Genomic DNA, 25,415 nt, shown 5'->3' on the forward strand with positions numbered 1-25,415 from the left:
TCTGAATAATTTTTAAAACTCTCCTCTTGAGCTTTAGATAAAACAGGCGTAAATTAGGCCTAAATTTAGTTACCCAGGTTAACTAACCATATGTTTTCCGAATCTCCCCGACTTCGTACGCTGTTATTACGCTGCGCACGACTGATGAGCGATGAGATCAATACGATCTTGTTGTCATCTCAATTAAATTATTCCTTATGGCAGGTGTTATACGTCATCCAGTCAAAGCAACAATGCACGCTGGCAGATATTTCCAGTTATCTCAATGTATCCAAGCCCGGTATTACTAAGCGGATTCAGCAACTGGTTGAACTCGATCTGATTGCCCAACTCGAAACTGAAGACAAACGTCAAAAGCTGTTCAAGTTGAGTGAGCAAGGAATTGAGACCTTTGCGATGTGTTCCAAACAGATCGATGCATTTGAAGATCAGTTGCTTGAGCACATTGCATCAGATGATCTTGAAGGCAGTAAAAATACCTTGATGCAACTCATTCAGCAGTTATATCCCTCATCTCAGGACAGACCTCAATGAGCCAAGAACAAGAAGCGTCTTTATGGACGCCCAATTTTATCCTGATCAGTCTGGTGAATTTCCAGCTGGTTCTGGTGTTCTACTTACTGGTGATTGTGATTGTCGGCTACTCAGTGGCTGAGCTAGGGGCTTCGACTGCACAAGCCGGTCTGGTATCAGGTCTGTTTATTGTCGGCACCCTATTCGGACGATTATTGATCGGAAAATTACTGAATCGGCTGGGTTTGAAAAATACGCTTGTCATTGGCCTGACTGGCTTTCTGCTCTTTTCCGGACTGTATATGATTCCGGCCAAGCTGGAAGTTTTATTGGGTATCCGCCTAATACACGGTTTTATGATGGGTATGGCTTCTACTGTACTGGGTACAGTGATTGCACAGACCATTCCTGCCACACGGCGTGGTGAAGGAATTGGATATTTCAGCATGAGCAGCACCCTTGGCACAGCGATTGGTCCCTTTGCCGGAATCTGGCTGATGACAAATTTTAATTATCAGGTAATTTTCATCTTTACCAGTATTGTTGCGCTCAGCTGCCTGATCTGTGGGCTATTTATCCAGCCACCACGCCTTAAAGCAAGTCATTCGTCAGCAGTCTCTACTCCGCAAAGCACCAGCAAACTGGCTCAGTATATTGAACCGAATGCGCTACCGATTGCACTGATTGTACTGCTGGTGGCTACTTCTTATTCAGGCATATTGTCGTTTATTCACTTTTATGCCAAAGACATTAATCTGGTCGAAGCAGCATCATTCTTTTTCTTAATGTATGCCTTTGCCATTTTGCTGTCGCGTCCTTTTACTGGCCCCTTAATGGACCGTAAAGGTGAAAATATCATTATCTATCCTGCCATTGTGATTATGGCACTGGGAATATTGCTACTCAGTCAGGCGCAAAACTCTGTGATGTTACTCACTAGTGCAGCGTTACTCGGTTTTGGTTTTGGGAATATCCAGTCAGTGTGTCAAACCATTGCGGTGAAAAGTACGACATTACAGCGTATGGGACTCGCAACCTCAACCTTCTTTATTGCCCTGGATGCCGGTCTTGGTTTTGGCCCGTATTTCCTGGGTATGCTGCTGGACCAAATTGGTTATCGCCAGCTTTATCTGTTCTCGGCGCTGCTCACCCTGAGCTGTCTGGTCTGGTATTACCTTCTGCATGGCCGGAAAGCAGGAAAAATACAGCCTTCTCATTAAACGCTTTTAAAAGCGCCGGCTAAACCGGCGCCGGTATTCCAACGGCGTCAGACCGGTTTTTTTATGAAATAAACGGCGGAATGAACTTGGGTCCTGATAGCCGACATTTTGCATGATCACATCCACAGCTTGATCGGTTTCTTCCAGTCGTTTACGGGCGGCTTCAATCCGGATTGCTTGTAAATACTGATTGGGCGGTATGTCTAAGGCTTGTTTAAAGCGTCGAATCAGGGTTCGGCCAGTCACATTAAACTGTTCCGCCAGCTCGTTCAAACTAAAATCTTCATGAAAATGCTGCTCTAGCCAGTTCTGGATTTTTTGTACCAGTTCATCATGGTGCGGCTGGCCAATATTCAGCAATGAATAAGACAACTGGCTATCACGGCGGTAATCAATTACGAAAGATTTAGCCGATTGCATGGCCACCTCAAAGCCATACAAGCGCTCAATCAGATGCAAACCCAGGTCAAACCAGGCCAGGCCTCCACCTGCACAATAGATATTCTGATCCCGGCTAATCATCAGATCGGCATTCAGTTTCACCTTAGGATAGCGTGAACGAAACACTTCCTGAAAACCCCAATGTGTTGTTGCAATCCGGTCATCTAAAATGCCTGCTTCTGCCAGAAAAAAATTCCCCGTACAGTTTCCTGCAATTAAAGTCGCCTCTGCATGTGCAGATTTTAAAAAATGAATCAGTTCTGGATTTTGTTGCAATACATCCTGAATTGGTGCAGCGATGGTCGGTACCACCAGAATATCTGCAGTTTGAATCTCTTGATAAGAAACATGTGCCTGCAACTGCAGCCCATTGATACACCGAATCGGGTGTCCATCCGGACTGGCGATACTCACCTTAAACAGGCGCTGTACATCCCGCTGCTGGATCCGGTTCCAGCTTACGCCAGCCATGGCAAATAAATCGACCACGCCCGTAATGGCCGAAGCCAGTGCCCCATCAAAGCCTAAAATCACCACATCTTGCATATTTTTTTATTTGTCACTTTTCACCCGATTCATGTCATTATTGACAATCCTCCTCAATAAAAGCAACTGCTAGTCTTGATGCTATCTCAAGGATTGCACATTCAGGATAGTACCGTGACCCAACTGATTAATGATAAAGATCTGCATTTCCAGCTTTATGACGTATTCAAACTTGAAGCGCTGACTAAACTGCAACGCTATCAGGATCATGACAAAAATACTTTCGACAGTATTCTGGAAACGGCAAAAGGTATCGCGACTGATTATTTTGCGCCGCATAATGCCAAAGCTGATCAACAAGAACCGAACTTTGATGGCAAACAGGTCAAAACCATTGATGAAGTGAAGACAGCCTGGCAACAGTTTGCCGATGCCGGCCTGCTTTGCGCCCAGCATGATTATGCAGATGGTGGCATGCAACTGCCCACTTTGGTGAATATGGCCTGCAATGCTTATTTTATGTCGGCCAATCCGTCCACCGTGGCTTATTCTTTTCTAACGGCCGCTGCGGCGAACCTGATACAGGCTTTTGCCTCCCCAAAACAAAAGCAAATATTCCTACCGCATATGTTGAGTGGCCGCTTTGCTGGCACCATGGCCATGACAGAGCCGAATGTAGGTTCCTCTTTGGGCGATCTGACCACTAAAGCCATTCCTCAGGCAGATGGAATTTATAAAATTAAAGGCCAGAAAATGTTTATTTCGGGTGGCGATCAGGACATTAGCGAAAATATTGTGCATCTGGTCTTGGCGCGGATTCAGGATGCGCCGCAAGGCGTGAAAGGAATTTCCCTGTTTATCGTACCAAAATTCAAAACCAACGAGGATGGTTCACTCGGTGAAGCTAATGATGTACAGCTGGCTGGCTTACTGCACAAAATGGGCTATCGAGGTACTACATCTACAGTTTTAAGCTTTGGAGAAAATGATAATTGCTTAGGCTATTTAATTGGTGAACCCGGTCATGGCTTAAAATATATGTTCAAGATGATGAATGAAGCACGTGTGGGTGTCGGTCTGGGCGCAGCCATGATTGGTTATCGTGGCTATCTGGAATCTCTGGATTATGCTAAAAACCGTCCGCAAGGCCGGCCAGTTCATGAAAAAACACCTGACTCCAAACCGGTGAATATCATTGAACATACCGATGTCAAACGCATGCTACTGGCGCAAAAGTCATATGTAGAAGGTTCGCTGGCACTTTGCTTATTTGCAGCCCGATTAATTGATGAACTTCAGGCAGCTCAAGATGAAGATAGTGCAATTCTGCTTGATCTCATCACCCCGGTGGTCAAATCTTTCCCTTCTGCCTATGGTCCGAAAGCCAATGATCTGGCTATTCAGGTCCTGGGCGGCGCGGGTTATACTCGTGAATATCCGGTGGAGCAATGTTACCGTGATAACCGGCTCAATCCGATTCATGAAGGAACTTACGGCATTCAATCTCTGGATCTGCTGGGACGTAAACTCTGGCAGCATAATGGCAAAGGGCTCAATCTGCTCATGCAGCGCATCCAGAAGACCTTGTCAGAGATTCATGAACCTAAGATAGTGGAACTCGCAAAGATCTATAAACAGCATCTTGCCACTGTGCAAAAGACTACACAGATTTTAGGCCAGGCCTTGCATCAAGGCAAAGTCAGCGAAGCTTTGGCCAATTCAGGCCTGTATCTGGATATGATGGGTAAGACCATCCTAGCCTGGCTATGGCTGGAAATGGCGAATCAGGCTCAACTCAAGTTTGGCACATCTTCGCAGGCAGAAGATCAGACTTTTCTGGCAGGGAAAATTCAGGCAGCTCAATATTTTATTCGCTGGGAACTCCCTGAAATTGAACATCAGGCCAAATTACTGATGCATCTGGATGATACTTGCCTGAATATGCAAGCCGACTGGTTCTAGGCAGAATTAATCAAAAAATGCGCCTTTATCGGCGCATTTTTATTTTGTAATTCATTAAGCTGTAGAGTTATTTACACCAAATTTTTTAAATAGCTTGGCACGCTTGGAAGGCAAGATATTAGCCTTACTTAAATCGCCCTGATAGTGCTGATATACCCGCTGATCCATGATTTTGTACCATAAAGGTGGAATCAAGGCTGGAATCAGCATGGTTGCATAACCGCTGGGTAATTCTGGCGCTTCATCAAAATGCCGCAACGCCTGAAATGGACGGCTTGGAAAAGCATGATGATCAGAATGGCGTTGTAACTGATACAAAAACAGATTAGTTACGATATTGTTGTTATTCCAGCTATGTTCCGGCAAGGTTCGCTCATAACTGCCATCCGCTTTCTGTCCACGTTTCAGTCCGTAGTGCTCGATATAATTCACAATCTCAAACAGGCTAACGCCATAAAATGCCTGTGTCAGTGTATAAGGAATAATTTTCTTGCCATACGCCTTTAGCATCAAGGCATGATAGCCGGCACTCATGGCCCAACCATGAAACAGCTCATTTTCCTGATTAAAGAATTTCAGTCCCTTACGCTCGAGCCGTCTTTTTTCAATCTGGATTGCAGATTTTAATCCGCCTATTACGGTACGTGGCCAGAAACGGTAAAAAGATTCACCCATTTTTGAAGATGCCGGATCTTCTGGTGTCGCCACCCGTTTATGGTGTCCATAAGGATGTTCGATTCGGAAATGGTTATAGCCCAAAGGCATCAGGCTGGCATGAGACCAGTAATGGTCTTTTTTCTGTGGACGATGGCTGAGTTCATGTGCGGTATTCACCCCCACACCATTAATCGCACCCATAGAAACTCCCAGCAATACCTGATCTAGCAAAGACATATTTGGGCGACTTACGACATAGCCAGCAAAGGCATTGGCTGCCATTTGTAAGGGAATAAATGTTTTTACAATGCGGTCATAATAAGGATCGTTAACCAGTGCCTTGATCTGCTCATCATTTGGGTTATTGGCATCATCGCCAATCAGAGCATCCAATGTCGGAATGATGACATGCAATAATAAAGGCCCGCCCATCGCAAAGACTTTTTGAGTGGCTTTAGGACCAAAATGATAACCGGCCAGAATTCCCATTCCGATCACAGGCAGACCTGGGCTGAGCAACCAGCCAAAACGTTTTTTATCCAGCTTTACACCTTTTAGTGCCGACGCTTCCTGCGTAAACTGCGCTTTCTGGATTTGTGCAGGGGCATTCATTGCGACCTTCCTTTTTTATGTTACTCTGCACTTATAGTTGAATATTTCAGCAGCCGCGAACAGTATTCAACTTCCAGAAAAGCTATGTCAGCGTCTTTGGCACATGCTGCCAAATTCTGGCCTAAAATCACAAAGTTAAAAAATTTATAGTCAATTAAATGAAATAAAACAGAAGAATAGAGTTAGGCATGGATGCTTTAAGTAAAATTTTTGATGATATTCATCTGGAAAAATCGGAATATCTTTATCTGAATGTATTTCATCCAGGTGGCTTTGATTATCAGCATGAGCCTTTTATGCTGGCCTATATCCTGTTACAGGGACAGGCCCAATTAAAGTTCATGAATGGTGATCGGCTGGAGCTGCAGCAAGGTGATCTGGTGCTATTACCTGCAGGTTCTGCCCATCATGTTTCCTGCCCAGACAATGCCGATTTTTCTGAGCACCATGCGATTAATCCTTATTTTCAGAGCAATGCACAGCAATGTATTGATCTCAATCGGGAAAATTCGGCGGAGCATAGTTTCATACTGGCTATTCGTTCTAGCTTGGATATCCAGATGGCCAAACCTCTTTTGAGTGCATTACCTAAATACCTGCATATTCAACATATTCTGGGTGATACGGCGCCAGAATGGTTACAGGTTGGCTTGCAGTTTCTGGCACTGGAAACCCAGCAGCTTCGTCCCGGACGTGACAAGATTCTGGATCATCTGGTCAGTATTTTACTGATTGAATGCGTACGTGATTATATTTTAAACCTGGAAAATGCCTCGAGCTGGCTGAATGCGCTCTCGCATCCGGAACTATCCAATGCACTGGCAGCGATTCATGGCAAACCTGAACAATTCTGGACTGTAGAAAGTCTGGCCGAACAATGTCATATGTCACGTTCCAAATTCGCCCAGTTATTTACCCAGATTGTCGGTGAACCGCCCCTTGCCTATCTGCAACAGCACCGCCTGCGTCTGGCAGCGCAATATTTGAGAAATAGTGGATTTGGTATCCAGCAGATCGCTTATCTGGTTGGTTATTCATCCGAGACGGCGTTTAGTCAAAGTTTTAAAAAACAGTTTGAACAGACGCCGACCCAATACCGGCTGAATTGTCAGAAGAACCAGTCTTTATTACCAGACTAAAATTACTGGACTAATGCCAATACTGCTGTGACCGGATCTTCGCTATTGCCAGAAAGTAGCTGCTTGTGCATGGTGATATGCTGCATAACCTGAATCTGCGCTGCTTCAATATCCATCAGTTTTTCAATTTCAGCTGCCAGATTTTCAGGTGTAGCAGCGGATTGGATGAGTTCTTGAATCACTTTTTTGCCAGCAATTATATTTGGTAATGAAAAATATGGGATTTTTACCAGTAATTTGGCAATTCGATAGGTCAGCCAGTGCAATTTATAAAAAGTCACCATCGGACGGTGCAGCAACATCGCTTCAAGCGTTGCAGTTCCAGACGCCAGTGCAATAATATTGGATGCATTCATGACCTGACGGCCAATTTTGGATTCAGCGCTGGTATTTTCCATCAAGCGAATTTGGGTTTTTAAGCTCTCAGGATAAGTGGCCAGTAAACTTTCGATTTGCTGCTTGCGTGCATCATTAATCGCAGGAATCAGAAAGGTATAATCCGGATATTTGTGATGCAGAATATTAGCTGCATCCAGAACCAAAGGTCCCAAACGCTCAATCTCGCCACGGCGGCTTCCCGGTAATAATGCAATATATTTCTGATCTGGGTCTAGGCCTAATTCTGTCTGAGCCTCCAGAATTGGATTTTCAAGCGGCAATTGGCTAGCGAGCGGATGTCCGACAAAAGCTGCAGGAACATCCCATTTTTTAAAGAACGCTTTTTCAAATGGAAACAGGCACAGCACCAGATCAATACTGGCTTTAATGCCATGTATACGGCCTTGACGCCATGCCCAGACCGAAGGACTGACGTATTGCACGGTTTTAATCGGTAACTGTTTTTGTTTAATGGTTTTTGACAAACGCAGGTTAAAATCAGGCGCATCAATCCCGATAAAAATATCGACCGGATCTTTAGTCCAGGTTTCCACCAGACCATCCCGCACAGCAAACAGTTTTTTAATATCTTTTAAAACTTCGACAATGCCCATCACCGACAGAATATCCATCGGATAATAGCTTTTAAAACCTTCCGCGATCATTTGTGGACCACCGATACCTTCAAATTCAGCATCAATGCCTTGCTCACGAAAACGGCGAATCAATTTTGCGCCAAGCGTATCTCCAGAGACTTCACCGACCACGATTCCAATTTTAAGCTTTCGATTTAGCAAGTGGGTTTCCTCTCAGATCCGCATGGAAATTTATTGAATCGGGATTCTAACATAATCCTGTAACTATTCCGGAAGAAGCTTAAGCATCTTCTCATTTTAAGAAACTCACCATTTAGAATAACTTAGTCAATAAGGGAGCTTGCATAACAAGAATTAAATCGACATTTACAGGTACATTCAATTAGACAGAAATGGGGCAAATCGGACAGTTAAAATCAATCATTATATTCGCACTTTATACATAACCCAGTGAATAAACATGAAAGATCACCTAATATTCTTCACCTAGCTTTATCTTTTTTATGCATAAGTAAATCAATAATCAAGACAACGACTTATACCCAAAAGTCATAAGATATGCTCGTTTTTTGATTTTGGCATATATGCATGTTTGGTCCGATTGAATTTATTTTAGCAGGCGTTCTGGTAGGTTTTTGTGTAGGTGTCACCGGTGTCGGTGGCGGTTCATTAATGACGCCAATTCTTATCAGTTTATTCCGGATTGAACCGCATATCGCGATTGGTACTGACCTGCTCTATGCCGCGATTTCTAAATTCTGTGGCTCGTTTGTGCATGCCAAGAAAATGAATATTGTCTGGCCGATTGTGATCTGGCTGGCCGTTGGCAGTATTCCCGCATCTTTTGCAACGCATTGGGTACTCGAGAACTATCTGAGCCAATCGACGCATTACAAAGCCGTCCTGACCATGGTCTTGGGCTTTATGCTGACTATTACCGGCTTATCCATTCTGTTTCGCACCCAGATCGAAAATCTTTTTAATAAATACAGAAAACAAGAACTACCGGATATGACGCAGGATCTGGAAAAAGTGAAGCTGCAAGCCAAAGAAAAGCGCGTTGCTATCATCATCATGGGCATTATCTTGGGCATATTTGTCACGCTATCTTCAGTGGGTGCCGGTGCATTTGGTATCATGGCACTTGTAGTGATGTTCCCGAATCTGCCGATGATTCGTATTATTGGCTCTGACGTGGTGCACGCGGTATTACTGACACTGGTCGCAGGGCTGGGTCATATGTCTTCAGGCAACGTCGATTTCATGCTGCTCATGTGGTTATTGGTGGGGTCTATTCCGGCGATTATTGTCGGCACTTTACTCAGCTCACGTATGCCGGAAAAACTGATCCGCAAAATTTTAGGTATTACCCTATTTGCGCTGGGCGTGAATTTCATGATTAATCCTGTGAAATCAAAACCGGCTCAACCTGCTGAAACAGCAATGATAATTGTGAATCAAAATTCCCCGTCCGTTTAAGTTAACTATCCGATTCATCACTTTTTTTTCAAAGAAGTATTCATCTTTTTTATAACAAAGTGACGCATCATTCATGTTATATTCGGGCTATTAAACAACCTTTTGTATGATCGAACCAGTGACGGCAATGAATACACAACAGTCAAATCCTATTTCAGCATCAGATATTGATGACGTGAATATCCACAGCATGATTCCTCTTGTAACCCCTGCTGAGCTTAAAGCAGAGTTACCGTTGACTGAAACTGCTTATCAAACCGTACTGCATGGTCGTGAAACGATTCGTAAAATTCTGGATGGTGAAGACAAACGCCTGTTCGTTGTAATTGGCCCTTGTTCTATCCATGATCCGGCGGCGGCGCATGAATATGCTGAACGCTTAAAAGTACTGAGCGAAAAAGTTAAAGACAGCTTATACATCGTGATGCGGGTTTATTTTGAAAAACCACGGACTACCGTAGGCTGGAAAGGCCTGATCAATGACCCAGACATGAATGATTCATTCAATATTGAAAAAGGTCTGCGTATCGGTCGCAAGCTATTACTTGAACTGAATGAAATGGGCTTGCCATGTGCCACTGAAGCACTTGATCCAAACTCGCCACAGTATTACCAAGACCTGATTTCATGGTCAGCAATTGGTGCACGTACCACAGAAAGCCAGACCCATCGTGAAATGTCTTCTGGTCTTTCTTCACCAGTCGGCTTTAAAAATGGTACTGATGGCGGTTTAACGGTCGCGACCAATGCGATGCAATCTGTGAAACATGGTCACAGCTTCCTCGGTCTGAATGATCAAGGCCAGGTGGCTGTGATTCGCACTTCAGGCAATCCTTATGCTCACGTGGTACTGCGTGGCGGTAATGGCAAGCCGAACTACGATGCAGGCTCGGTTGCCGATGCAGAAGCTGCTCTAGCCAAGGCCAAAGTCAGCACCAAGATCATGATTGATGCCAGCCACGCCAACTCTAACAAAGACCCGTACCTGCAACCACTTGTACTTAAAAACATTTCCGAACAAATTCTTGATGGAAACAAGTCAATTGTTGGTATTATGGTAGAAAGTCATCTTAAGGGTGGTCGTCAGGACATTCCGGCGAACCTGAATGATATGGAATACGGTCAATCCGTTACGGATGGCTGTATCGACTGGGAAACGACTGAAAAAGTTTTACTCGACATGCATGAGGCATTGAAAGACATTTTACCTAATCGTTAAATGATCTGACCAACGCCATCGCCAAGATGGCGTTTGCATTTCTAGAACAAGGAAAATTTATCTGATGAATGATATTGAAACGGCATTAAGCCAGATTGAGAATTTTCAGTTCATACACGAACATCTGTTTAGCTCCGGTCAACCGACCACTACCCAATTACAGCTGATGAAAGAATACGGTGTATCTACAGTCATCAATGTGGCGCTGACCGATAGCGAACAGTATCTGCCGCATGAAGATAAAATTTGCCTTGAGCTGGGACTGAACTATATTCAGGTTCCGATTTCCTGGGAAACCCCATCAGACAATCAATGCCTGCTGGTACTGGATCTGATCGATCATCTGGTAAAAGAGCAAATGGTCTGGGTACATTGTTCGCAAAACTACCATGTCAGTTGTCTGATGTATTTATATCGTCAGTACTATATGGATATCGATATGCCTACAGCACAAGAACACTTGCATCAGATCTGGGAACCAAATGAAACCTGGACCGGTTTAATGCATGCGGTTGCCCTACAGCTACAAGGTCGTAAAGCAACGCAGGAACTGGAACTTTCCCTGATTAATCCAAATTATTTTGCCTGATTTTATTTACTATGGCTCAATAACACGGTTGCCATCGACATAATGCCTTCCTGACGACCGGTAAAACCTAACTGTTCAGTGGTGGTGGCTTTAATACTGATTTGAGTCACATCAATATCCAAGACATCTGCAATACTTTGACGCATGGCCAAATTGTGTTTCGCCAGTTTTGGACGTTCACAGGCCACGGTAATATCGGCATTATTCAGGTGATAACCACGATCCAGGATTAGCTGATAAACATGCTTGAGTAATACCCGACTATCTGCACCTTTAAACTCAGGATCTGTATCTGGGAAATGCTGGCCAATATCTCCGAGCGCCAAAGCACCCAACAAAGCATCACAGAGTGCATGCAGCACTACATCACCATCCGAATGTGCTTTCAGACCGTGAGTATGCGGAATTTGAATGCCTGCCAGAGTGACAAAATCACCTTCTTCAAATGCATGCACATCCAGACCCTGGCCAATACGAATTTGTGCGATCACCTTATACATCCTTTAGAAATAGCCCATTGAAATCTTGTACACTTGCTTTCTATTTCGCTATAGTTAGACCAAGCGTAACACAGTGAAAGTATAAGCGATCATGCTACTGAAAACTGATATAAATATGTTGAAAATAATTGGCCTGATGCTCGGTCTGGGGACGATTTCTACGGGTAGCTCAGCGATCACAATGGATTGTAGCGATGACAGCAAAAAAACGGCTGCCATGAATAAAGTCTGCTCAGCATCGCTGGCTGAATCTCGTGAAAAACTCACAGACCAATACTTTACTGCTTTTCTGATTACTGATGCACCTGTGCGTTTATTACAAGATAGCCAACAACTATGGGCGACCCGCTTACAGCAATGCAAAACGCTAGACTGTTTTAAACAGCAGTTTGAATGGCGTTTAGATGATTTAAATGTCTATATTTCACTGAATCAAAGTCTGACCCAGCATTATATTAAGTTTGAACAGGGACAAATCGCCAAGCAGCCCGTGCATCTCAAGATTCATCAACTGACCAAAGACCGGATCAAGATTGAAGGCCTGGCATATCGTAATCCAAATAACCGGACCGAGAAGCAGACCGTTCCTTTTTTAGCCTATACCACGCCTGAGACAAAAAACCAGATCACCGATAATGAAAATGACTGCCGCTATGAGTTTAACTATAGTAAAGCCATTTTAGCGGTCAGTAGCCAGCAGAAAGGCTGTGAACCATTTACCGGTATTTATCGACTATATGATTGATTTAATTTAAAAATATTAAAATTTATTGTTATATAAAATGATATCTTTGATGTAAAAAATAGCCCGCAAGCGGGCTATCAATTTAAGCTGGATAGTATTGCGCAATTTCCTGACTAATCATCGCAGCCGTTGCAGCTGATAAAGTCCAGCCCAGATGACCATGTCCGGTATTGTAAAAGACCCGCTCATGTTTGCCACGGCGTACCACAGGCATCATATTTGGCATCATGGGGCGTAAGCCTGCCCACGGAACAACATGCTCAGTACACAGGTCAAAATTACGATTGGTCCAGTCAATTAAAGGTTGAATTCGGTCAGCACGAATATCCCGGTTATAGCCATTAAACTCGGCTGTTCCTGCAACACGCAAACGATCCTTGCCTAGGCGTGACAAGACAATTTTCGCACTTTCATCTAGCAGACTGACCCAAGGTGCGTTGTTCTGGCTCTGCTCATCATTCAGTTGCACGGTAATCGAGTAGCCTTTGACTGGATAGACATTGACTCGTTCACCAAGTATTTCAGCCAATTGATAGCTGCCAACCCCTGCACAGACCACAATGGCATCTGCATTAATCTCCAGAACATCCTCTGGAGAGGAATGGACATTTTCAGTACTAGGTTTGCATTTAACCCGAATATTCTGAGCCTGATGATCAACAACAAAAACATCTTGACCAAACTCAAATTTCACGCCTTTTTGCATACAGGCTTTGGCCAAACCGGTACTAAATTTATGAATATCCCCGGTGGCATCGCTCTGACAGTAAAATCCTGCATAATAATCGCCAGTTAATGCAGGTTCGATCTGCTTGATTTCTGCATTGGAAATGGCATTGCGCTCCAGACCACCGCTACACAACAGATCATTGACTTTGATCGCAACATCATAATCCGTTTTGTTATGATAAAAATGTAAAATGCCGCGTTTTTCTAAATTGAAATCAATATTTTCTGTTTCGGCAATTTCAAATAAGCGTGCTCTTGCCAGTAAAGCCAGCCGTACAGTCTCTCGGGTATTGGCTTCATAATGTTTGATATTGCCCAGAAATTCCATGAGCCAGCTGTATTTATGCACACTGAAAGAAGGATTGAGCAAAAGTGGTGCGGTTTTTTGTGACATCCATTTGATGCCTTTGAGTACCGTGGCTTTCTGGTTCCATACTTCGGCATTACAGGCAGAAAGCTGGCCGCCATTGGCAAAGGATGTTTCCATTGCCGGATAAAGATGCCGATCAACCACAGTCACTTGATAGCCTGATTGTGCCAGCTCATAAGCTGTGGTTACTCCGGTAATACCGGCCCCAATCACCACGACATGACGCATAGACACCTCCTTGATTATATTGATGTCTTTTCCCATCTGTCATGTGTACCTGAGAGCTTCGGTAGATACATTGCACATCAATGCGGCCACCTTCCCCTTCGGTGAGTGATTGAACACTTCTCTCCAGAGTTTTTATCCATTATCACAGTCCTTTTGCCTGAGAGTTTCCTGGGACCTTGCTCCTTCGGCGAATGCAGAAGCATTTCTCTCCTGCAATAATGTTTTATTATCATGAGCAATTTATATACCATTTTTAGGAGAAACACAGTTTTTATTTATGTTAATTCACGTGAATTTATCCATGATTCTTTTTTTTAATTAACAGTATACATGTGTGATAGAGGATATTGCCTAGATATTAAATTTTTAGATTTTGCTGCCGTAAGTAAAACGAGTAAGTTCTACCCTTTATAAAATTCCAGAACTTATTTAATTTTGGCGCTTAAATAAAATTTAACCTTTTTTTTGCTTAGGCTATTTTAATAATTCAAAATGTAGAGTTTTCCTTATCCATTTTAGAATTTTAGATAAGCCAAGAAAGCATCAGTACTAAGCTTACTGCTGCGACCACTGTTTGTACACTGATAATACTGGCCATTAACTCGCTATCGCCGCCATATACCCGGGTTAAAACATACGAAGCTGAGGCGGTAGGAAGTGCAAAGAACAAGACCAAAACCTGAGTAGTTAATGCATCAATCTGGAAAATTTTACACACTAAAAATGCAATCAGCGGCATTCCGAACACGCGGCCAAAGGTTATCAGGCTGAGTGGCAACACATCACGCTGAAAACCCTGAAACTGTAAGGCTGCTCCCACACACATCAAACCGAGCGGCAAACTGCACAGTGCAATCTGTTTAAGAAACTGCTCTGCTCCAGTCCAGAGTGACAAACCAGAAAGATTAAATAAACCACCCACAATACAGCCTAGAATTAATGGATTTTTAGACAAATCCAGGATGATTTTTTTCAGCTGCATATCGTGGCTACGGGTAAATGCCAGCACTGACAAGATATTCACCAAAGGAATACACAGCACCATGATCACAGCGAAAATAGTCATACCCTGCTGCTGAAATAAGGCGCTGACAGCAGCAAGGCCAATATAGGTATTAAAGCGCAGTAAACCTTGAACATAGACGCCGAAACGCGCATAGGAAATTCGGTAAATTTGGCGCAAGATATACAGCGCAATACTGACCACAGCCATGATGCTAAATACGACCAGTACTACATCCTGAATGACATTCATTTGAATCTTGGCAGTGGCCAGATTTAAAAACAGCATTACCGGAAACAATGCATAATAATTTAACTTTTCAGCGCCTCGCCAAAAATCATCACTCAACCATTGCCTACGCTTAAGCAGATAACCAAAGCTGATCAGTCCGATGAGGGGAAATAAAGAAGTTAAAATAATATGCAGCATGTGACATCCTGGTCTGTTTTCTGCCTAATCTTAAGCCGCTTAGACTGAACAGAAAACTTAGCATATTGATGAGCTTTTTCACCACTCAATTTAAGTAGCAAAAAGCTTGAATTTTCACCAACTAATCATATTGATCTGATGATTTTTTCTAAAATCAGTAAATGTAACGGAATCAAAGGTTCTCCGAGCTTTTGACCCAGTGGATATGCTTCAATCTTTTCAGTCAGCTGATAGCCATGGCGCTGATAATATGCCAACAGTTCAGTACGAACATTTAACACTGACATCTGAATCACTTTCTTTTTAAATATTTCGAAAATATGGGATTCGGCAAAGTCCAATAATTGCTTGCCATAACCCGAGTTTTGCTCAGCAGGTGCAACAGCAAAGCTTCCAATCTCTGCTACTTGCTGTCCTAAGCTCACGCCAATACAACCAAGAAGCTTATTATCAATTTCCAACACAAACAGCTGAAAATTTTCTAAATTGAGCAAGTCATATAACTGTTTTTCTTGAATACGATCACCCTGGATCATTCCTGCTTCAGTCGTCCATCCACCCGGAGTACGATAAGCTGTATTAATCAGCATAGTAAGTTGCTGAACATCAGCCTTGCTCGCCAATCGTATATTTTTATAGTGATTCATTTTATAAATAAAAAAAGTCAGACCGGAGTCTGACTTTAAAACAATTTCACTTTAAAGTTAAAGCAAATTATTTAGGTTCAATCGGTGCAAATGGCGCAACAACATCGGCATTTTGCGCACGGTGACGCATGAAGTGATCCATCAGCACAATCGCCAGCATCGCTTCAGCAATCGGGGTTGCACGCACACCTACGCAAGGATCATGACGACCTTTGGTCAACACATCAGTATCTTCACGATCAATATTGATGGTTTTACCTGGCGTGGTGATAGATGCAGTCGGTTTCAACGCAATCGCAACACGGATGTCTTGACCGCTAGAAATACCACCTAAAATACCGCCAGCATGATTGGCCAGGAAGCCTTCTGTGGTGAGTTCATCACGGCTTTCATGACCAAACTGTTCAGCGACACCAAAACCATCACCGATTTCGACACCTTTAACGGCATTAATCGACATCATGGCATGCGCAATGTCAGCATCTAGACGATCAAAGACTGGCTCGCCCCAACCCACTGGCACTTTAGACGCAATGATCTCGAGTTTAGCGCCACAACTGGTACCTTGCTCACGCAAAGACGTCACTAGCGCTTCAAAACGTGGTACTGCATCCACATCGCCACAGAAAAACGGATTGTTTGGAACTTCGTTCCAGTCCAGTTTCTCTGTTTTTTCGGTGCCGATCTGGGTTACATGACCACGAATCTCAATGCCAAATTTCTCAAAAAGGAATTTCTTGGCAATTGCACCCGCAGCAACACGCATTGCCGTTTCACGCGCACTTGAACGGCCTCCACCACGGTAATCACGGAAACCATACTTTTGGGTATAGGTATAGTCGGCATGACCCGGGCGGAAAGTTTGTGCGATATTGCCGTAGTCTTTCGATTTTTGATCCGTATTACGAATTAACAAACCAATTGAAGTACCGGTGGTTTTACCCTCAAACACACCGGAAATAATTTCTACTTCATCGGGTTCTTTACGCTGGGTTGCAAATTTCGATGTACCCGGCTTACGGCGGTCCAGATCCTTTTGCAAATCAGCTTCAGTCAGCTCAATGCCGGGTGGAACCCCATCGATGATGGCCATCAGGCCAACACCATGAGATTCACCACAAGTCGTTACACGGAACAGTTGCCCTATACTATTACCTGCCATGTCAAACGACTCCTTATGCAATAGACTGAATAAATAGATCACGGTAGGTACGGCATTGCTCTGCAGTCAATGCAAAGATACCCGTACCACCTTTCTGGAATTGTAACCAGTAGAAATCAACCGAATTAAAGTTTTGGCGCATCGCCCATTCTGAGTTACCCACTTCGATCACGATCAGGCCATTCTCAGTCAGATAATCTGCTGCTTGAGCCAGCATTTTACGCACCAGATCCAGACCGTCCTGACCTGCAGCAAGTGCAAGCTCAGGCTCATGATGGAATTCCTCAGGCAAATCAGCCATATCTTCCGCATCGACATACGGCGGATTAGATACGATTAAATCGTATTGGTTTTCAGCTGGAATTTTTTCAAACAGATCTGATTCAAGCAAAGCGATCTGATATTGCTTGTCATGATGCTCAGTATTGATTTGCGCAACTTCCAAGGCTTCTTTCGAAATATCAGTCGCATCTACTTCCGCTTCAGGGAAAGCATAAGCCAAGGCAATTGCGATACAGCCGGAACCGGTACACATATCTAGAATGCGTTGTGGTATCTTCGGATTCGGGTTTTCCGGCAAGTTATTAACCGCTTCACCCATTTGACCATGTTCACCCAGGAAATACGGGGCAAAACGGTTCTGAATCAGTTCAGCAATCGGTGAACGTGGAATCAGCACACGCTCATCGACATAGTAGGGTTTGCCGTCAAAGTAAGCCAGATTCAATAAATATGAAGTTGGAACTTTTTCATTAATACGGCGTTCCAGCAGACTTAAAAATTCGGCTTTTTCACTTGGCAATAATTTGGCATCTAGAATTTCAGCGTCCGCTTTCCATTCTAGTGACAGGGTTTGCAACACTAGCGCTGAACTTTCAGCAAAATAATCTTCTGTGCCTTGGCCCAAATGTGCATCGTATTGACGTAATGCTGTCACACCAAAACGAATAAAATCACGAATGGTGGTTAAATTTTCAGCGGCTTCCTGCATATGTTCAGGGCTAATAGTCGGTCGATCCACTTAAGGCGTCTCCAAGGTCATTTTTTTAAACGCCTTATGATACCTTGTTTTGCCTGCTTTTATAATGCTAAAAGCATGAAAAACACGAATTCCCTATGCCCACAAAAATTATAAAACTCCTGTTTTTGTGAGCGATTATTCAGATAAATGTTTACTTTATTTAGGGATGTTTCTGTTAAATGTCGATGCTAATACTATGATGATTTATCGGAACCCGGACGCATAAGAGCGGGATTGATAAAGATTGGCCTGATCCATGATCAAAGCCAGCATACATTGACCCTGTTGCTGCTTGGCATATTTTCCTGACATTCTAAAGTTACATTGCTGGGCCAGTTTACGCTCCCACAATACATGCTGACTGCGGATAACTGCAGTCTGATTCGGATTCAATTTAAGATAAGTTTTATAGTTTTTCTTCAAACGTTTATTATGAAATTTCAGCTCTTTTTCCAAGCATTTTTCAGCTTTGGGTGTATTACCATAACTAAAATTCATGCACTGTGTATATTCCTTAGAATACCCAACAGCAGCTTGTGTCTGAACCGAAGTACCCGCAAAAATTGCAACTAAAAACCATGCAAGACGCATAACTTCCCCTTGACCGAAACCGGTACAATCCCAATAAATGTTTAACAATCAATATTGTTTAAATTATCCACTGATATTAACGCAGTCCGGACAAAAATCCTATGCCTTTCTCGGAATGAAAGATTAAAACAGTTGCACAATTGAAAATTGGCCCATGACCCACATATAATCCGCATTCAATCTTCAAATGAGCCCAGATCTATGAGCTATAAGCACAATAATCTTATGGCGATGCGCCAGAATTACTGGAATGATCAAGCCTCCAGTCAGGTGCAGCAAGAAAAGGTATTTTTGCAGTCGACCTTAATGCAGCATGGCGTATTTACCGATGCGACACTGGAAGATGCCAAATATCTGTTTTTTGGCTTGCCTAGTATTGTGATTGTAAAAGGCTATGCTTTGGGCTTTATGCATGACAGCGTACAGCGCCTGATTCATCAACATATTCAAACAAATAAACAACAGTTACAACAACGATCTGAATTAAAAATCCAATTTCAAATGGCATAATGCCCTGTCTAAACTGATACAAACTGGTGAATAAATGAAAGCTTGCCTAGCTTTTACTATAAATTCAGCGGCTTAAACTTTTTTAATACGTGCAGAAACGCTACTATCCCTTACAATGATTTATTCTGCTTCATGCTGATGATGAAAGGATCGAGTTTACATGTCAGATCAGAACGATAAGCTTAAACAACTGAAAACCTCCTCTATGGATCGACGCTTATCGATCGCAAAGGCATCCTTGCTGGCAGGCACGCGTTGGGCGGCTTCTAGTGCAAGCTCCATGTTCTCAAGTGAAGAAGAAAAAGAAAAAAAACGTAAAAAAGCCATGAAAGAACAGGCCGATTATCTGGTAGCAGAAATTGGCAAGCTAAAAGGTTCTATCGTTAAAATTGGCCAGATGATGGCGCTGTACGGTGAGCATTTTCTGCCAGAAGAAGTCACTCAGGCTCTAAATACCCTGAACAATCAGACGGTGGCATTGGCATGGCCAGCCATCAAGACCCAGTTACAGCAACAACTCGGTTCAAAACTGGACGATCTCACCATTGATCATGAACCTTTGGGCACAGCTTCTTTGGCACAGGTACATCGCGCTACCCGAAAATCTGACGGCATGGAACTGGTGTTAAAAATTCAGTATCCGGGTGTGGCAGAAGCCATTGATTCGGATATGAGTCTGTTTAAAAACATGCTGAAATTGACCCGTATCGTGCCACAGACTCGCGAATTCGACCAATGGTTCGATGAAGTCCGTGAAATGATGCATCGTGAAGTAAATTATCAGATTGAAGCAGATACCACGCGTCGTTTTGCTGCCCGTTTAAAAGATGATCCTCGCTATATCGTCCCAACCATTATTAATGAATATTGCTCAGATCGTGTGCTGTGCATGACTTTTGAACGCGGTGTGCCGATCAACAGCCCAGTGATGTTGTCCTTACCCCAAGAACGCCGCAACCAGCTAGGTGAAGCCTCTCTAGAAATTGCAGTGCGTGAAATCTTCGAATGGGGCGAGATGCAAACCGATCCGAACTTTGGTAATTATCTGGTTCGTCTGGGCAATGGCGCAGATGTGCACGACAAGATCATTCTGCTCGACTTTGGCGCGATCCGTCAGTTTGACCAGCATCTGCTCAGTGTTGCGCGTAACCTGATTCAGGCAGGCTATCATCATGACTCGGATATGATGGTCAAGGCGATGACCGGCTATGAGTTTTTTGATTCGATTCCGCAAAGCATTAAACCAGATATGGCCAAAGTCTTTTTACTGGCCACCGAAGCGTTTAGCTCACCACTGAATAATCAAGAATTGCCAGCTGGCATCATGGATGAACATAATCGCTATGACTGGAAAAAAAGCCAGCTGCATAGCCGTGTGATGCAACAGGCGTCGAGATCAATGGCTTCACGTTATTTCAGTGTTCCACCTAAAGAATTTATGTTTATTAGTCGTAAATTTATCGGTGCCTATACTTTTATGACCGTGATTGATGCCAAAACCAATGTGCGTGCCATGATTAAACATCATCTTTCTTAAAATAAAACCTGCATCAAAAAGACCCGGATGATTTTGTCATTCGGGTCAATTTTTAGACATATTCGATTTTTTATATTTTTATCTTTCTTTTAATTTTCATTGATTTATTCATCCCTTCCTTCAATCCCCTAAACCTAAAAATTGTCAATTAATCTTGTCACCTACGACATAGTTTTATATCTGAGCACATGTCAGTATTAAAAAAATAACGTGACAACACCTTTAGGATAATCAGAATGAATAATATGGTGAATAAAGCCCAAGGATTTGGCTTGTCCATACTGACCAAAATCGCGGGCAGCGAAGTATTAGACCATTTAAAGCTGCGGAAATTTGTAGAAAAATCACTTTATCAAAGTTCAAAAGCAGGATTCAAAACCCTGGGGCAAACCCAGAAAATCCTGAAATCTAGCCAGAAGATTCAAAAACAACGTCTGCCCCATCAGTCCAAATCCTTATTTGATATGAATCTGACTGAAGAACAGCAAATGACCTGTAATGCCATGCAGCAATTTGCCCAAGAGGTGCTGTATCCCTTGGCGCATGATGCAGATCAGCATGAATTATTTCCCCATGAACTCTGGCAATACAGCACTGATTTAGGTCTGAATTTCTATGCCCTGCCTGAAGCATTGGGGGGCGTTGCATCAGAACAGGATATTGTCAGCAATATTTTAATCGCTCAACATTTGGCACAAGGAGATTTCAGCCTGACCGCTGGCTTACTTTCGACTTTTAGTGTCATTAACGCCATTACCCGCTGGGGCTCAGAGCAAATTCAGTCAGAATATCTGGGCGCTTTCGCAGAGAATCCTGAGTTAAAGGCCACCTTTGCAGTGCAGGAAGAAACAGCAGCGTTTAACCCGGAGCAACTTAGAACCAAGGCTGTTGCACATCAGGGACATTATCTGATTCGGGGTCAAAAGACCTTAGTGCTCTTCGGAGAAAGTGCCGATCTCTATCTGGTCAGTGCTGATCTAAACGGAAAAGCTGAGGTCTTTGTGGTGCAACGCGACATTACGGTTACTGCAAAAAAATCGCCGGCTATGGGATTAAAAGCTACTCAAACCGTTACGCTCAAATTTGAAGATACTCCGGCACATCGTCTGGGTGATGAAGATTTTGATTATCGTGCATTCGTAGATTTGGGCAATCTGATGTGGTGTGCGATGGCAGTGGGCGCCTGTGAAGCAGTCAAAAAATACTGTGTGCAATATGCCAATGAACGTATTGCCTTTGGTGAACCGATTTCCCATCGTCAGGGTGTCGCCTTTATGATTGCCGATATGGCCATTGAAATTGACGCGATGCAAATGCTGATCCTGAATGCCGCCAGCCTGGCTGAATCTGGTCAAGCTTTTCATCGTGAGGCTTATTTGGCACGTCTACTCTGTGCAGAAAAATCCATGAAAATCGGCACCGATGGTGTACAAATTTTGGGTGGTCATGGTTTTACCAAAGAACATCCGGTAGAACGCTGGTATAGAGACCTGAGAGCCACTGCCATTCTCCATTCTGGCTTGCATGCCTGATCACAACATAAAGAAGAACAATAATGAATCTACAAACTCCAAAAAAATTTAAGCTTTTGATTGATCAAGCACATGAAGTTGCCCTCAATGTTTTGCGCCCTATTTCACGTAAATATGACAAGGCTGAACATGCTTATCCGATAGAGCTAGACATGCTCGCTTCTGTTGTCGATGGCATGAACCAAGGTAGTGAAGGCATGAATGCTGGTGCAGCAGTCAATAAACGTGGCGATGCAGATACGACTAATAAAAATGGCATTAATATGTCTACCGCCCTGAGTATTATTGAAATGTGTTATGGCGATACTGGCTTATTACTCTCGATGCCACGCCAAGGATTAGGAAATTCAGCCATTGCAGCTGTTGCCAACGAGGAGCAATTGCACCGTTTTCATGGAACTTGGGCAGCCATGGCGATTACCGAGCCAGGTTGTGGTTCAGATTCCGCTGCGATTCGTACCACTGCGACCAAAGACGGTGATGACTATATTCTGAATGGCGAGAAAATTTTTGTAACATCCGGAGAACGTGCTGATGCAGTAGTCGTTTGGGCAACTTTGGATAAAAAACTGGGACGATCAGCCATTAAATCATTTGTGGTGACTAAAGGTACTCCAGGAATGAAGGTTGAACGACTGGAACATAAATTAGGGATTAAATCATCCGATACTGCCACGATTAGCTTTATCAACTGTCGAGTACCTGCAGCAAACTTGCTCGGTCATGCAGAAATCGATGTTGCTAAAGGCTTTGCTGGCGTGATGGAAACCTTTGATAATACTCGCCCGCTGGTTGCAGCCATGGCGATTGGTTGTGCGAAAGCCTCGCTGGAACGCATCAAGGAGATTTTTAAGGATCAGCTGGACTCCACTTATGCCACACCGTATTTACAAAGCTCTAATATCGCAGCACAAATCTATCGTATGGAAGCTGAATGGGAAGCAGCACGCTTACTGATGCTGAAAGCTGCCTGGATGGCCGATAATCGCAAACCCAATTCACGTGAAGCCTCTATTGCCAAAGCCAAGGCCGGTCGGATCGGTAATGAAATCACCTTAAAATGTGTCGAACTGGCAGCAGCCATTGGTTATAACGAAACTGAACTTTTGGAAAAATGGGCGCGTGATTCCAAGATTTTGGATATCTTTGAAGGCACCCAGCAAATTCAGCAACTCATTATTGCCCGTCGGGAGTTGGGAAAATCATCAAGCGAATTAAAATAGTGATTGCTCATCAAATAGTGAATTAAACTTATCTAAATTGAATAAACGATGGCTTTTTTAAGGATTTAAGGTTATAAAAATTCATCGTTTTTTCAAAATAAAATCAGTTCTATATGTACTCTATTCGTCCTATTCAGCCTGAAGATAATGCCCAAATTGCAAGCATTATTCGTCGTGTTTCCCAAGAGTTTGGGCTGGCAGCAGAATCTGGTTTCGCAGTAGGCGATTCTATTCTAGATGAACTGTATCAAGTTTATCAGCAACCGAAATCAGCTTACTGGGTTGTTGTGGATCAACAAAATAAAATTTACGGTGGTGGTGGAGTTGCGCCATTAAAAGGTGATGCAACTATTTTAGAAATTCAGAAAATGTACTTTTTACCTGAAATTCGTCAGCAAGGTTTTGCCAAGAAAATTTTAGAATTATCCTGTGAATTTGCACAGACTCATCAGATTAATTCAGTCTATCTAGAAACAACTAAAGCGCTTTGGCAAGCGGTGAAACTCTATGAAAAATTAGGTTTTCAGCATCTTGATTATCCTGAAGGCAATACCGGACATAGTGATGCCTGTGAAATCTGGATGCTAAAGACCCTTTCAATTTAGAGATTTTTTAGTAGATAGATAAAATTTGTATAGTAATAAAGTGCTTTCATCAGCAGCAAGCTTGACTCTTGTATATAGGCTGCCTAACATCGAAATACGTTTATTCAGGCATGGAATCCACAGTTTGTTTTTTTCTTATTTATTCAATCCAATTAAATCTAAACGTTCACTATTTCATTCTCATTCTTTTAAATTTTCCTCTATTTTATTGAGCACTTTTCTTTTTGCGGGTTGCTCATCCTTGGGCGGAGGCTCGGTAGAAAAACGCGCAGCTAAGCTGTCTAAAGGCATTCAAACTGCTTATTCCACCCCATCCAGTACAGCTAATCGTGTTTCACCTTTAATTGTTCAACATGCACAAAATCAGGGTGTAGATCCACTTCTAGTGGCGGCTGTGATTCGTCAGGAATCTACTTATCGTAGCCAAGCAACTTCGCCAGCAGGTGCGGTAGGCTTGATGCAAGTGATTCCGAGATATTGGCAACAAACTTGTCCAGGTGATTTATACAATGAAAGCAGTAATATCCAATGTGGTACATATATTCTTTCTAAATATAATCAATCATCCGGTGACTGGAAGAAAGCGCTTGCCTATTATAATGTAGGTCCATCGGGTTATGAAAATAATCGTAAAATGCGTAAACAAGGTAAACGTTATGCCAAACAAGTAAAACAGCATAAAAAAATGCTGAAAGACTCTCTATAATTACTGATTTAAGCTAATTAAATTAATAATGCTTAGGCTATTTTATGTAAAGCTTTGATAATTAGTAGTTATTAAATAATACCTATTGAAATTTCTGCTATGAAAACATATTTAGAAAATATTAACTACAGTTGTGATATGCGTGTTCGGTAAAAATACCCTGCCATAAAAAACCAGCGATTCGCTGGTTTTTTATTTTTTAAGATTTATAAGATAGGACTGTAAAATCTTTTAGATCAAACTATATCGATCGGATAACACTAGTCATATTAACGTGAATCATCCTTCTAAGAAGACTTTAATAAGATTTCAGATAAATACTTCTATACACTTAAATTAATAAGTTCGTGGAGCTCGATAGGAAGTGAATGCATATAGAAATCAGAATCAGAAATAAAAGACTTATTTCTAAAATCCCGCGCATAAAAAAACACCCCCTTCGCTTGAAGGGGGTGTTTCGAATAATGAGCTGGCGATGACTTACTCTCACATGGGTAACCCCACACTACCATCAGCGCTAAGAGGTTTCACTTCTGAGTTCGGGAAGGGATCAGGTGGTTCACTCTTGCTATGGTCGCCAGCACAA

At 42.9% G+C, this 25,415-nt stretch carries 24 protein-coding genes, 1 rRNA gene and 1 riboswitch; of the genes, 14 read left to right on the forward strand and 11 right to left on the reverse strand.

Translation table 11 applies throughout. The features are described from left to right. Positions 1-90: 90 nt before the first annotated feature. The gene (locus tag FTV08_RS13910) at positions 91-534 is read left to right on the forward strand and encodes a MarR family winged helix-turn-helix transcriptional regulator (protein ID WP_180038466.1); all 444 of its coding nucleotides are present in this window, start codon (positions 91-93) and stop codon (positions 532-534) included. Then, positions 531-1,733 (forward strand): MFS transporter, encoded by a 1,203-nt coding sequence (locus FTV08_RS13915; protein WP_180087536.1) that lies wholly within the window; start codon positions 531-533, stop codon positions 1,731-1,733. The genes FTV08_RS13910 and FTV08_RS13915 overlap by 4 nt, the downstream gene beginning before the upstream one ends. Positions 1,734-1,739: 6 nt before the next feature. Here the strand turns inward: FTV08_RS13915 and FTV08_RS13920 are convergent, their stop codons facing one another. After that, positions 1,740-2,720 (reverse strand): GlxA family transcriptional regulator, encoded by a 981-nt coding sequence (locus tag FTV08_RS13920; protein WP_180087537.1) that lies wholly within the window; start codon positions 2,718-2,720, stop codon positions 1,740-1,742. Positions 2,721-2,798: 78 nt separating this feature from the next. Between FTV08_RS13920 and FTV08_RS13925 the strand changes: the two genes are divergently transcribed. Then, a complete protein-coding gene (locus FTV08_RS13925; protein ID WP_180087550.1) occupies positions 2,799-4,622 on the forward strand; it encodes an acyl-CoA dehydrogenase in 1,824 nt (607 codons plus the stop codon). A gap of 54 nt (positions 4,623-4,676) precedes the next feature. On the opposite strand, the gene FTV08_RS13930 is transcribed toward FTV08_RS13925, so the two are convergent. After that, positions 4,677-5,891 (reverse strand): alkane 1-monooxygenase, encoded by a 1,215-nt coding sequence (locus tag FTV08_RS13930; protein WP_180087538.1) that lies wholly within the window; start codon positions 5,889-5,891, stop codon positions 4,677-4,679. 188 nt (positions 5,892-6,079) lie between these two features. Between FTV08_RS13930 and FTV08_RS13935 the strand changes: the two genes are divergently transcribed. After that, positions 6,080-7,030 (forward strand): AraC family transcriptional regulator, encoded by a 951-nt coding sequence (locus FTV08_RS13935; RefSeq protein ID WP_180087539.1) that lies wholly within the window; start codon positions 6,080-6,082, stop codon positions 7,028-7,030. A 2-nt stretch (positions 7,031-7,032) separates the two neighbouring features. Here FTV08_RS13935 and lpxB read toward each other — a convergent pair whose 3' ends face one another. Continuing rightward, positions 7,033-8,205 (reverse strand): lipid-A-disaccharide synthase, encoded by a 1,173-nt coding sequence (gene lpxB / locus FTV08_RS13940; RefSeq protein ID WP_180087540.1) that lies wholly within the window; start codon positions 8,203-8,205, stop codon positions 7,033-7,035. Positions 8,206-8,592: 387 nt separating this feature from the next. Between lpxB and FTV08_RS13945 the strand changes: the two genes are divergently transcribed. The 3 genes from FTV08_RS13945 (at position 8,593) to FTV08_RS13955 (ending at position 11,291) form a co-directional block, all read left to right on the forward strand. Then, complete coding sequence (locus FTV08_RS13945; RefSeq protein ID WP_004280461.1) at positions 8,593-9,483, forward strand: sulfite exporter TauE/SafE family protein; 891 nt, start codon at positions 8,593-8,595, stop codon at positions 9,481-9,483. 127 nt (positions 9,484-9,610) lie between these two features. Beyond that, positions 9,611-10,702, forward strand: coding sequence for a 3-deoxy-7-phosphoheptulonate synthase (locus FTV08_RS13950; protein ID WP_174766804.1), 1,092 nt, complete (start codon positions 9,611-9,613; stop codon positions 10,700-10,702). A gap of 64 nt (positions 10,703-10,766) precedes the next feature. After that, the gene (locus tag FTV08_RS13955; RefSeq protein ID WP_005246137.1) at positions 10,767-11,291 is read left to right on the forward strand and encodes a protein tyrosine phosphatase family protein; all 525 of its coding nucleotides are present in this window, start codon (positions 10,767-10,769) and stop codon (positions 11,289-11,291) included. A gap of 2 nt (positions 11,292-11,293) precedes the next feature. Here FTV08_RS13955 and ispF read toward each other — a convergent pair whose 3' ends face one another. Next, complete coding sequence (gene ispF, locus FTV08_RS13960) at positions 11,294-11,782, reverse strand: 2-C-methyl-D-erythritol 2,4-cyclodiphosphate synthase (RefSeq protein ID WP_005266267.1); 489 nt, start codon at positions 11,780-11,782, stop codon at positions 11,294-11,296. A 100-nt stretch (positions 11,783-11,882) separates the two neighbouring features. On the opposite strand from ispF, the gene FTV08_RS13965 reads away from it, so the two are divergent. Beyond that, the gene (locus FTV08_RS13965) at positions 11,883-12,536 is read left to right on the forward strand and encodes a hypothetical protein (protein ID WP_180087541.1); all 654 of its coding nucleotides are present in this window, start codon (positions 11,883-11,885) and stop codon (positions 12,534-12,536) included. Between the two features lie 82 nt (positions 12,537-12,618). On the opposite strand, the gene FTV08_RS13970 is transcribed toward FTV08_RS13965, so the two are convergent. From FTV08_RS13970 to FTV08_RS13995, 6 genes are all read right to left on the reverse strand, one after another. Then, positions 12,619-13,863, reverse strand: coding sequence for a D-amino acid dehydrogenase (locus tag FTV08_RS13970; protein ID WP_005266264.1), 1,245 nt, complete (start codon positions 13,861-13,863; stop codon positions 12,619-12,621). A gap of 135 nt (positions 13,864-13,998) precedes the next feature. Beyond that, positions 13,999-14,086, reverse strand: a riboswitch (glycine riboswitch). A gap of 300 nt (positions 14,087-14,386) precedes the next feature. Then, positions 14,387-15,295, reverse strand: a complete 909-nt coding sequence (locus FTV08_RS13975) for an AEC family transporter (protein WP_180087542.1) — start codon at positions 15,293-15,295, stop codon at positions 14,387-14,389. A 125-nt stretch (positions 15,296-15,420) separates the two neighbouring features. After that, positions 15,421-15,942 (reverse strand): GNAT family N-acetyltransferase, encoded by a 522-nt coding sequence (locus FTV08_RS13980; RefSeq protein WP_180087543.1) that lies wholly within the window; start codon positions 15,940-15,942, stop codon positions 15,421-15,423. A gap of 67 nt (positions 15,943-16,009) precedes the next feature. Continuing rightward, positions 16,010-17,104 (reverse strand): chorismate synthase, encoded by a 1,095-nt coding sequence (gene aroC / locus FTV08_RS13985; RefSeq protein ID WP_180087544.1) that lies wholly within the window; start codon positions 17,102-17,104, stop codon positions 16,010-16,012. Positions 17,105-17,117: 13 nt separating this feature from the next. Further along, positions 17,118-18,125, reverse strand: a complete 1,008-nt coding sequence (gene prmB / locus FTV08_RS13990) for a 50S ribosomal protein L3 N(5)-glutamine methyltransferase (RefSeq protein ID WP_180087545.1) — start codon at positions 18,123-18,125, stop codon at positions 17,118-17,120. 204 nt (positions 18,126-18,329) lie between these two features. Beyond that, positions 18,330-18,716 carry a DUF1311 domain-containing protein gene (locus tag FTV08_RS13995; protein ID WP_180087546.1) on the reverse strand — a complete coding sequence of 129 codons (387 nt, stop codon included), beginning with the start codon at positions 18,714-18,716 and terminating at the stop codon, positions 18,330-18,332. A 201-nt stretch (positions 18,717-18,917) separates the two neighbouring features. Between FTV08_RS13995 and FTV08_RS14000 the strand changes: the two genes are divergently transcribed. The 6 genes from FTV08_RS14000 to FTV08_RS14025 all read left to right on the forward strand — a co-directional run bounded on the left by FTV08_RS14000 (position 18,918) and on the right by FTV08_RS14025 (position 24,829). Continuing rightward, complete coding sequence (locus tag FTV08_RS14000; RefSeq protein WP_085064442.1) at positions 18,918-19,226, forward strand: hypothetical protein; 309 nt, start codon at positions 18,918-18,920, stop codon at positions 19,224-19,226. Positions 19,227-19,386: 160 nt separating this feature from the next. Beyond that, on the forward strand, positions 19,387-20,763 hold the full coding sequence (locus FTV08_RS14005; RefSeq protein ID WP_004647106.1) for an AarF/ABC1/UbiB kinase family protein: 1,377 nt from the start codon (positions 19,387-19,389) through the stop codon (positions 20,761-20,763). 236 nt (positions 20,764-20,999) lie between these two features. After that, positions 21,000-22,295 (forward strand): acyl-CoA dehydrogenase family protein, encoded by a 1,296-nt coding sequence (locus tag FTV08_RS14010; protein WP_180087547.1) that lies wholly within the window; start codon positions 21,000-21,002, stop codon positions 22,293-22,295. 23 nt (positions 22,296-22,318) lie between these two features. After that, positions 22,319-23,518, forward strand: a complete 1,200-nt coding sequence (locus FTV08_RS14015) for an acyl-CoA dehydrogenase family protein (RefSeq protein WP_180087548.1) — start codon at positions 22,319-22,321, stop codon at positions 23,516-23,518. 113 nt (positions 23,519-23,631) lie between these two features. Then, positions 23,632-24,123, forward strand: a complete 492-nt coding sequence (locus FTV08_RS14020; RefSeq protein WP_180087549.1) for a GNAT family N-acetyltransferase — start codon at positions 23,632-23,634, stop codon at positions 24,121-24,123. A gap of 124 nt (positions 24,124-24,247) precedes the next feature. After that, positions 24,248-24,829 carry a lytic transglycosylase domain-containing protein gene (locus FTV08_RS14025; RefSeq protein WP_005246122.1) on the forward strand — a complete coding sequence of 194 codons (582 nt, stop codon included), beginning with the start codon at positions 24,248-24,250 and terminating at the stop codon, positions 24,827-24,829. A gap of 467 nt (positions 24,830-25,296) precedes the next feature. On the opposite strand, the gene rrf is transcribed toward FTV08_RS14025, so the two are convergent. Then, positions 25,297-25,411, reverse strand: a 5S ribosomal RNA gene (rrf, locus tag FTV08_RS14030). Positions 25,412-25,415: the final 4 nt, after the last annotated feature.

The organism is Acinetobacter sp. YH12226 (assembly GCF_013417805.1).
GTDB lineage: Bacteria > Pseudomonadota > Gammaproteobacteria > Pseudomonadales > Moraxellaceae > Acinetobacter.

Bases quoted from the DNA above. Each gene is read 5' to 3' on its own strand.
- FTV08_RS13910 (WP_180038466.1), top strand. From the start codon at position 91: ATGTTTTCCGAATCTCCCCGACTTCGTACGCTGTTATTACGCTGCGCA.
- FTV08_RS13915 (WP_180087536.1), top strand. From the start codon at position 531: ATGAGCCAAGAACAAGAAGCGTCTTTATGGACGCCCAATTTTATCCTG.
- FTV08_RS13920 (WP_180087537.1), bottom strand. From the start codon at position 2,720: ATGCAAGATGTGGTGATTTTAGGCTTTGATGGGGCACTGGCTTCGGCC.
- FTV08_RS13925 (WP_180087550.1), top strand. From the start codon at position 2,799: ATGCTATCTCAAGGATTGCACATTCAGGATAGTACCGTGACCCAACTG.
- FTV08_RS13930 (WP_180087538.1), bottom strand. From the start codon at position 5,891: ATGAATGCCCCTGCACAAATCCAGAAAGCGCAGTTTACGCAGGAAGCG.
- FTV08_RS13935 (WP_180087539.1), top strand. From the start codon at position 6,080: ATGGATGCTTTAAGTAAAATTTTTGATGATATTCATCTGGAAAAATCG.
- FTV08_RS13945 (WP_004280461.1), top strand. From the start codon at position 8,593: ATGTTTGGTCCGATTGAATTTATTTTAGCAGGCGTTCTGGTAGGTTTT.
- FTV08_RS13950 (WP_174766804.1), top strand. From the start codon at position 9,611: ATGAATACACAACAGTCAAATCCTATTTCAGCATCAGATATTGATGAC.
- FTV08_RS13955 (WP_005246137.1), top strand. From the start codon at position 10,767: ATGAATGATATTGAAACGGCATTAAGCCAGATTGAGAATTTTCAGTTC.
- FTV08_RS13965 (WP_180087541.1), top strand. From the start codon at position 11,883: ATGCTACTGAAAACTGATATAAATATGTTGAAAATAATTGGCCTGATG.
- FTV08_RS13970 (WP_005266264.1), bottom strand. From the start codon at position 13,863: ATGCGTCATGTCGTGGTGATTGGGGCCGGTATTACCGGAGTAACCACA.
- FTV08_RS13975 (WP_180087542.1), bottom strand. From the start codon at position 15,295: ATGCTGCATATTATTTTAACTTCTTTATTTCCCCTCATCGGACTGATC.
- FTV08_RS13980 (WP_180087543.1), bottom strand. From the start codon at position 15,942: ATGAATCACTATAAAAATATACGATTGGCGAGCAAGGCTGATGTTCAG.
- aroC (WP_180087544.1), bottom strand. From the start codon at position 17,104: ATGGCAGGTAATAGTATAGGGCAACTGTTCCGTGTAACGACTTGTGGT.
- FTV08_RS13995 (WP_180087546.1), bottom strand. From the start codon at position 18,716: ATGCGTCTTGCATGGTTTTTAGTTGCAATTTTTGCGGGTACTTCGGTT.
- FTV08_RS14000 (WP_085064442.1), top strand. From the start codon at position 18,918: ATGAGCTATAAGCACAATAATCTTATGGCGATGCGCCAGAATTACTGG.
- FTV08_RS14005 (WP_004647106.1), top strand. From the start codon at position 19,387: ATGTCAGATCAGAACGATAAGCTTAAACAACTGAAAACCTCCTCTATG.
- FTV08_RS14010 (WP_180087547.1), top strand. From the start codon at position 21,000: ATGAATAATATGGTGAATAAAGCCCAAGGATTTGGCTTGTCCATACTG.
- FTV08_RS14015 (WP_180087548.1), top strand. From the start codon at position 22,319: ATGAATCTACAAACTCCAAAAAAATTTAAGCTTTTGATTGATCAAGCA.
- FTV08_RS14020 (WP_180087549.1), top strand. From the start codon at position 23,632: ATGTACTCTATTCGTCCTATTCAGCCTGAAGATAATGCCCAAATTGCA.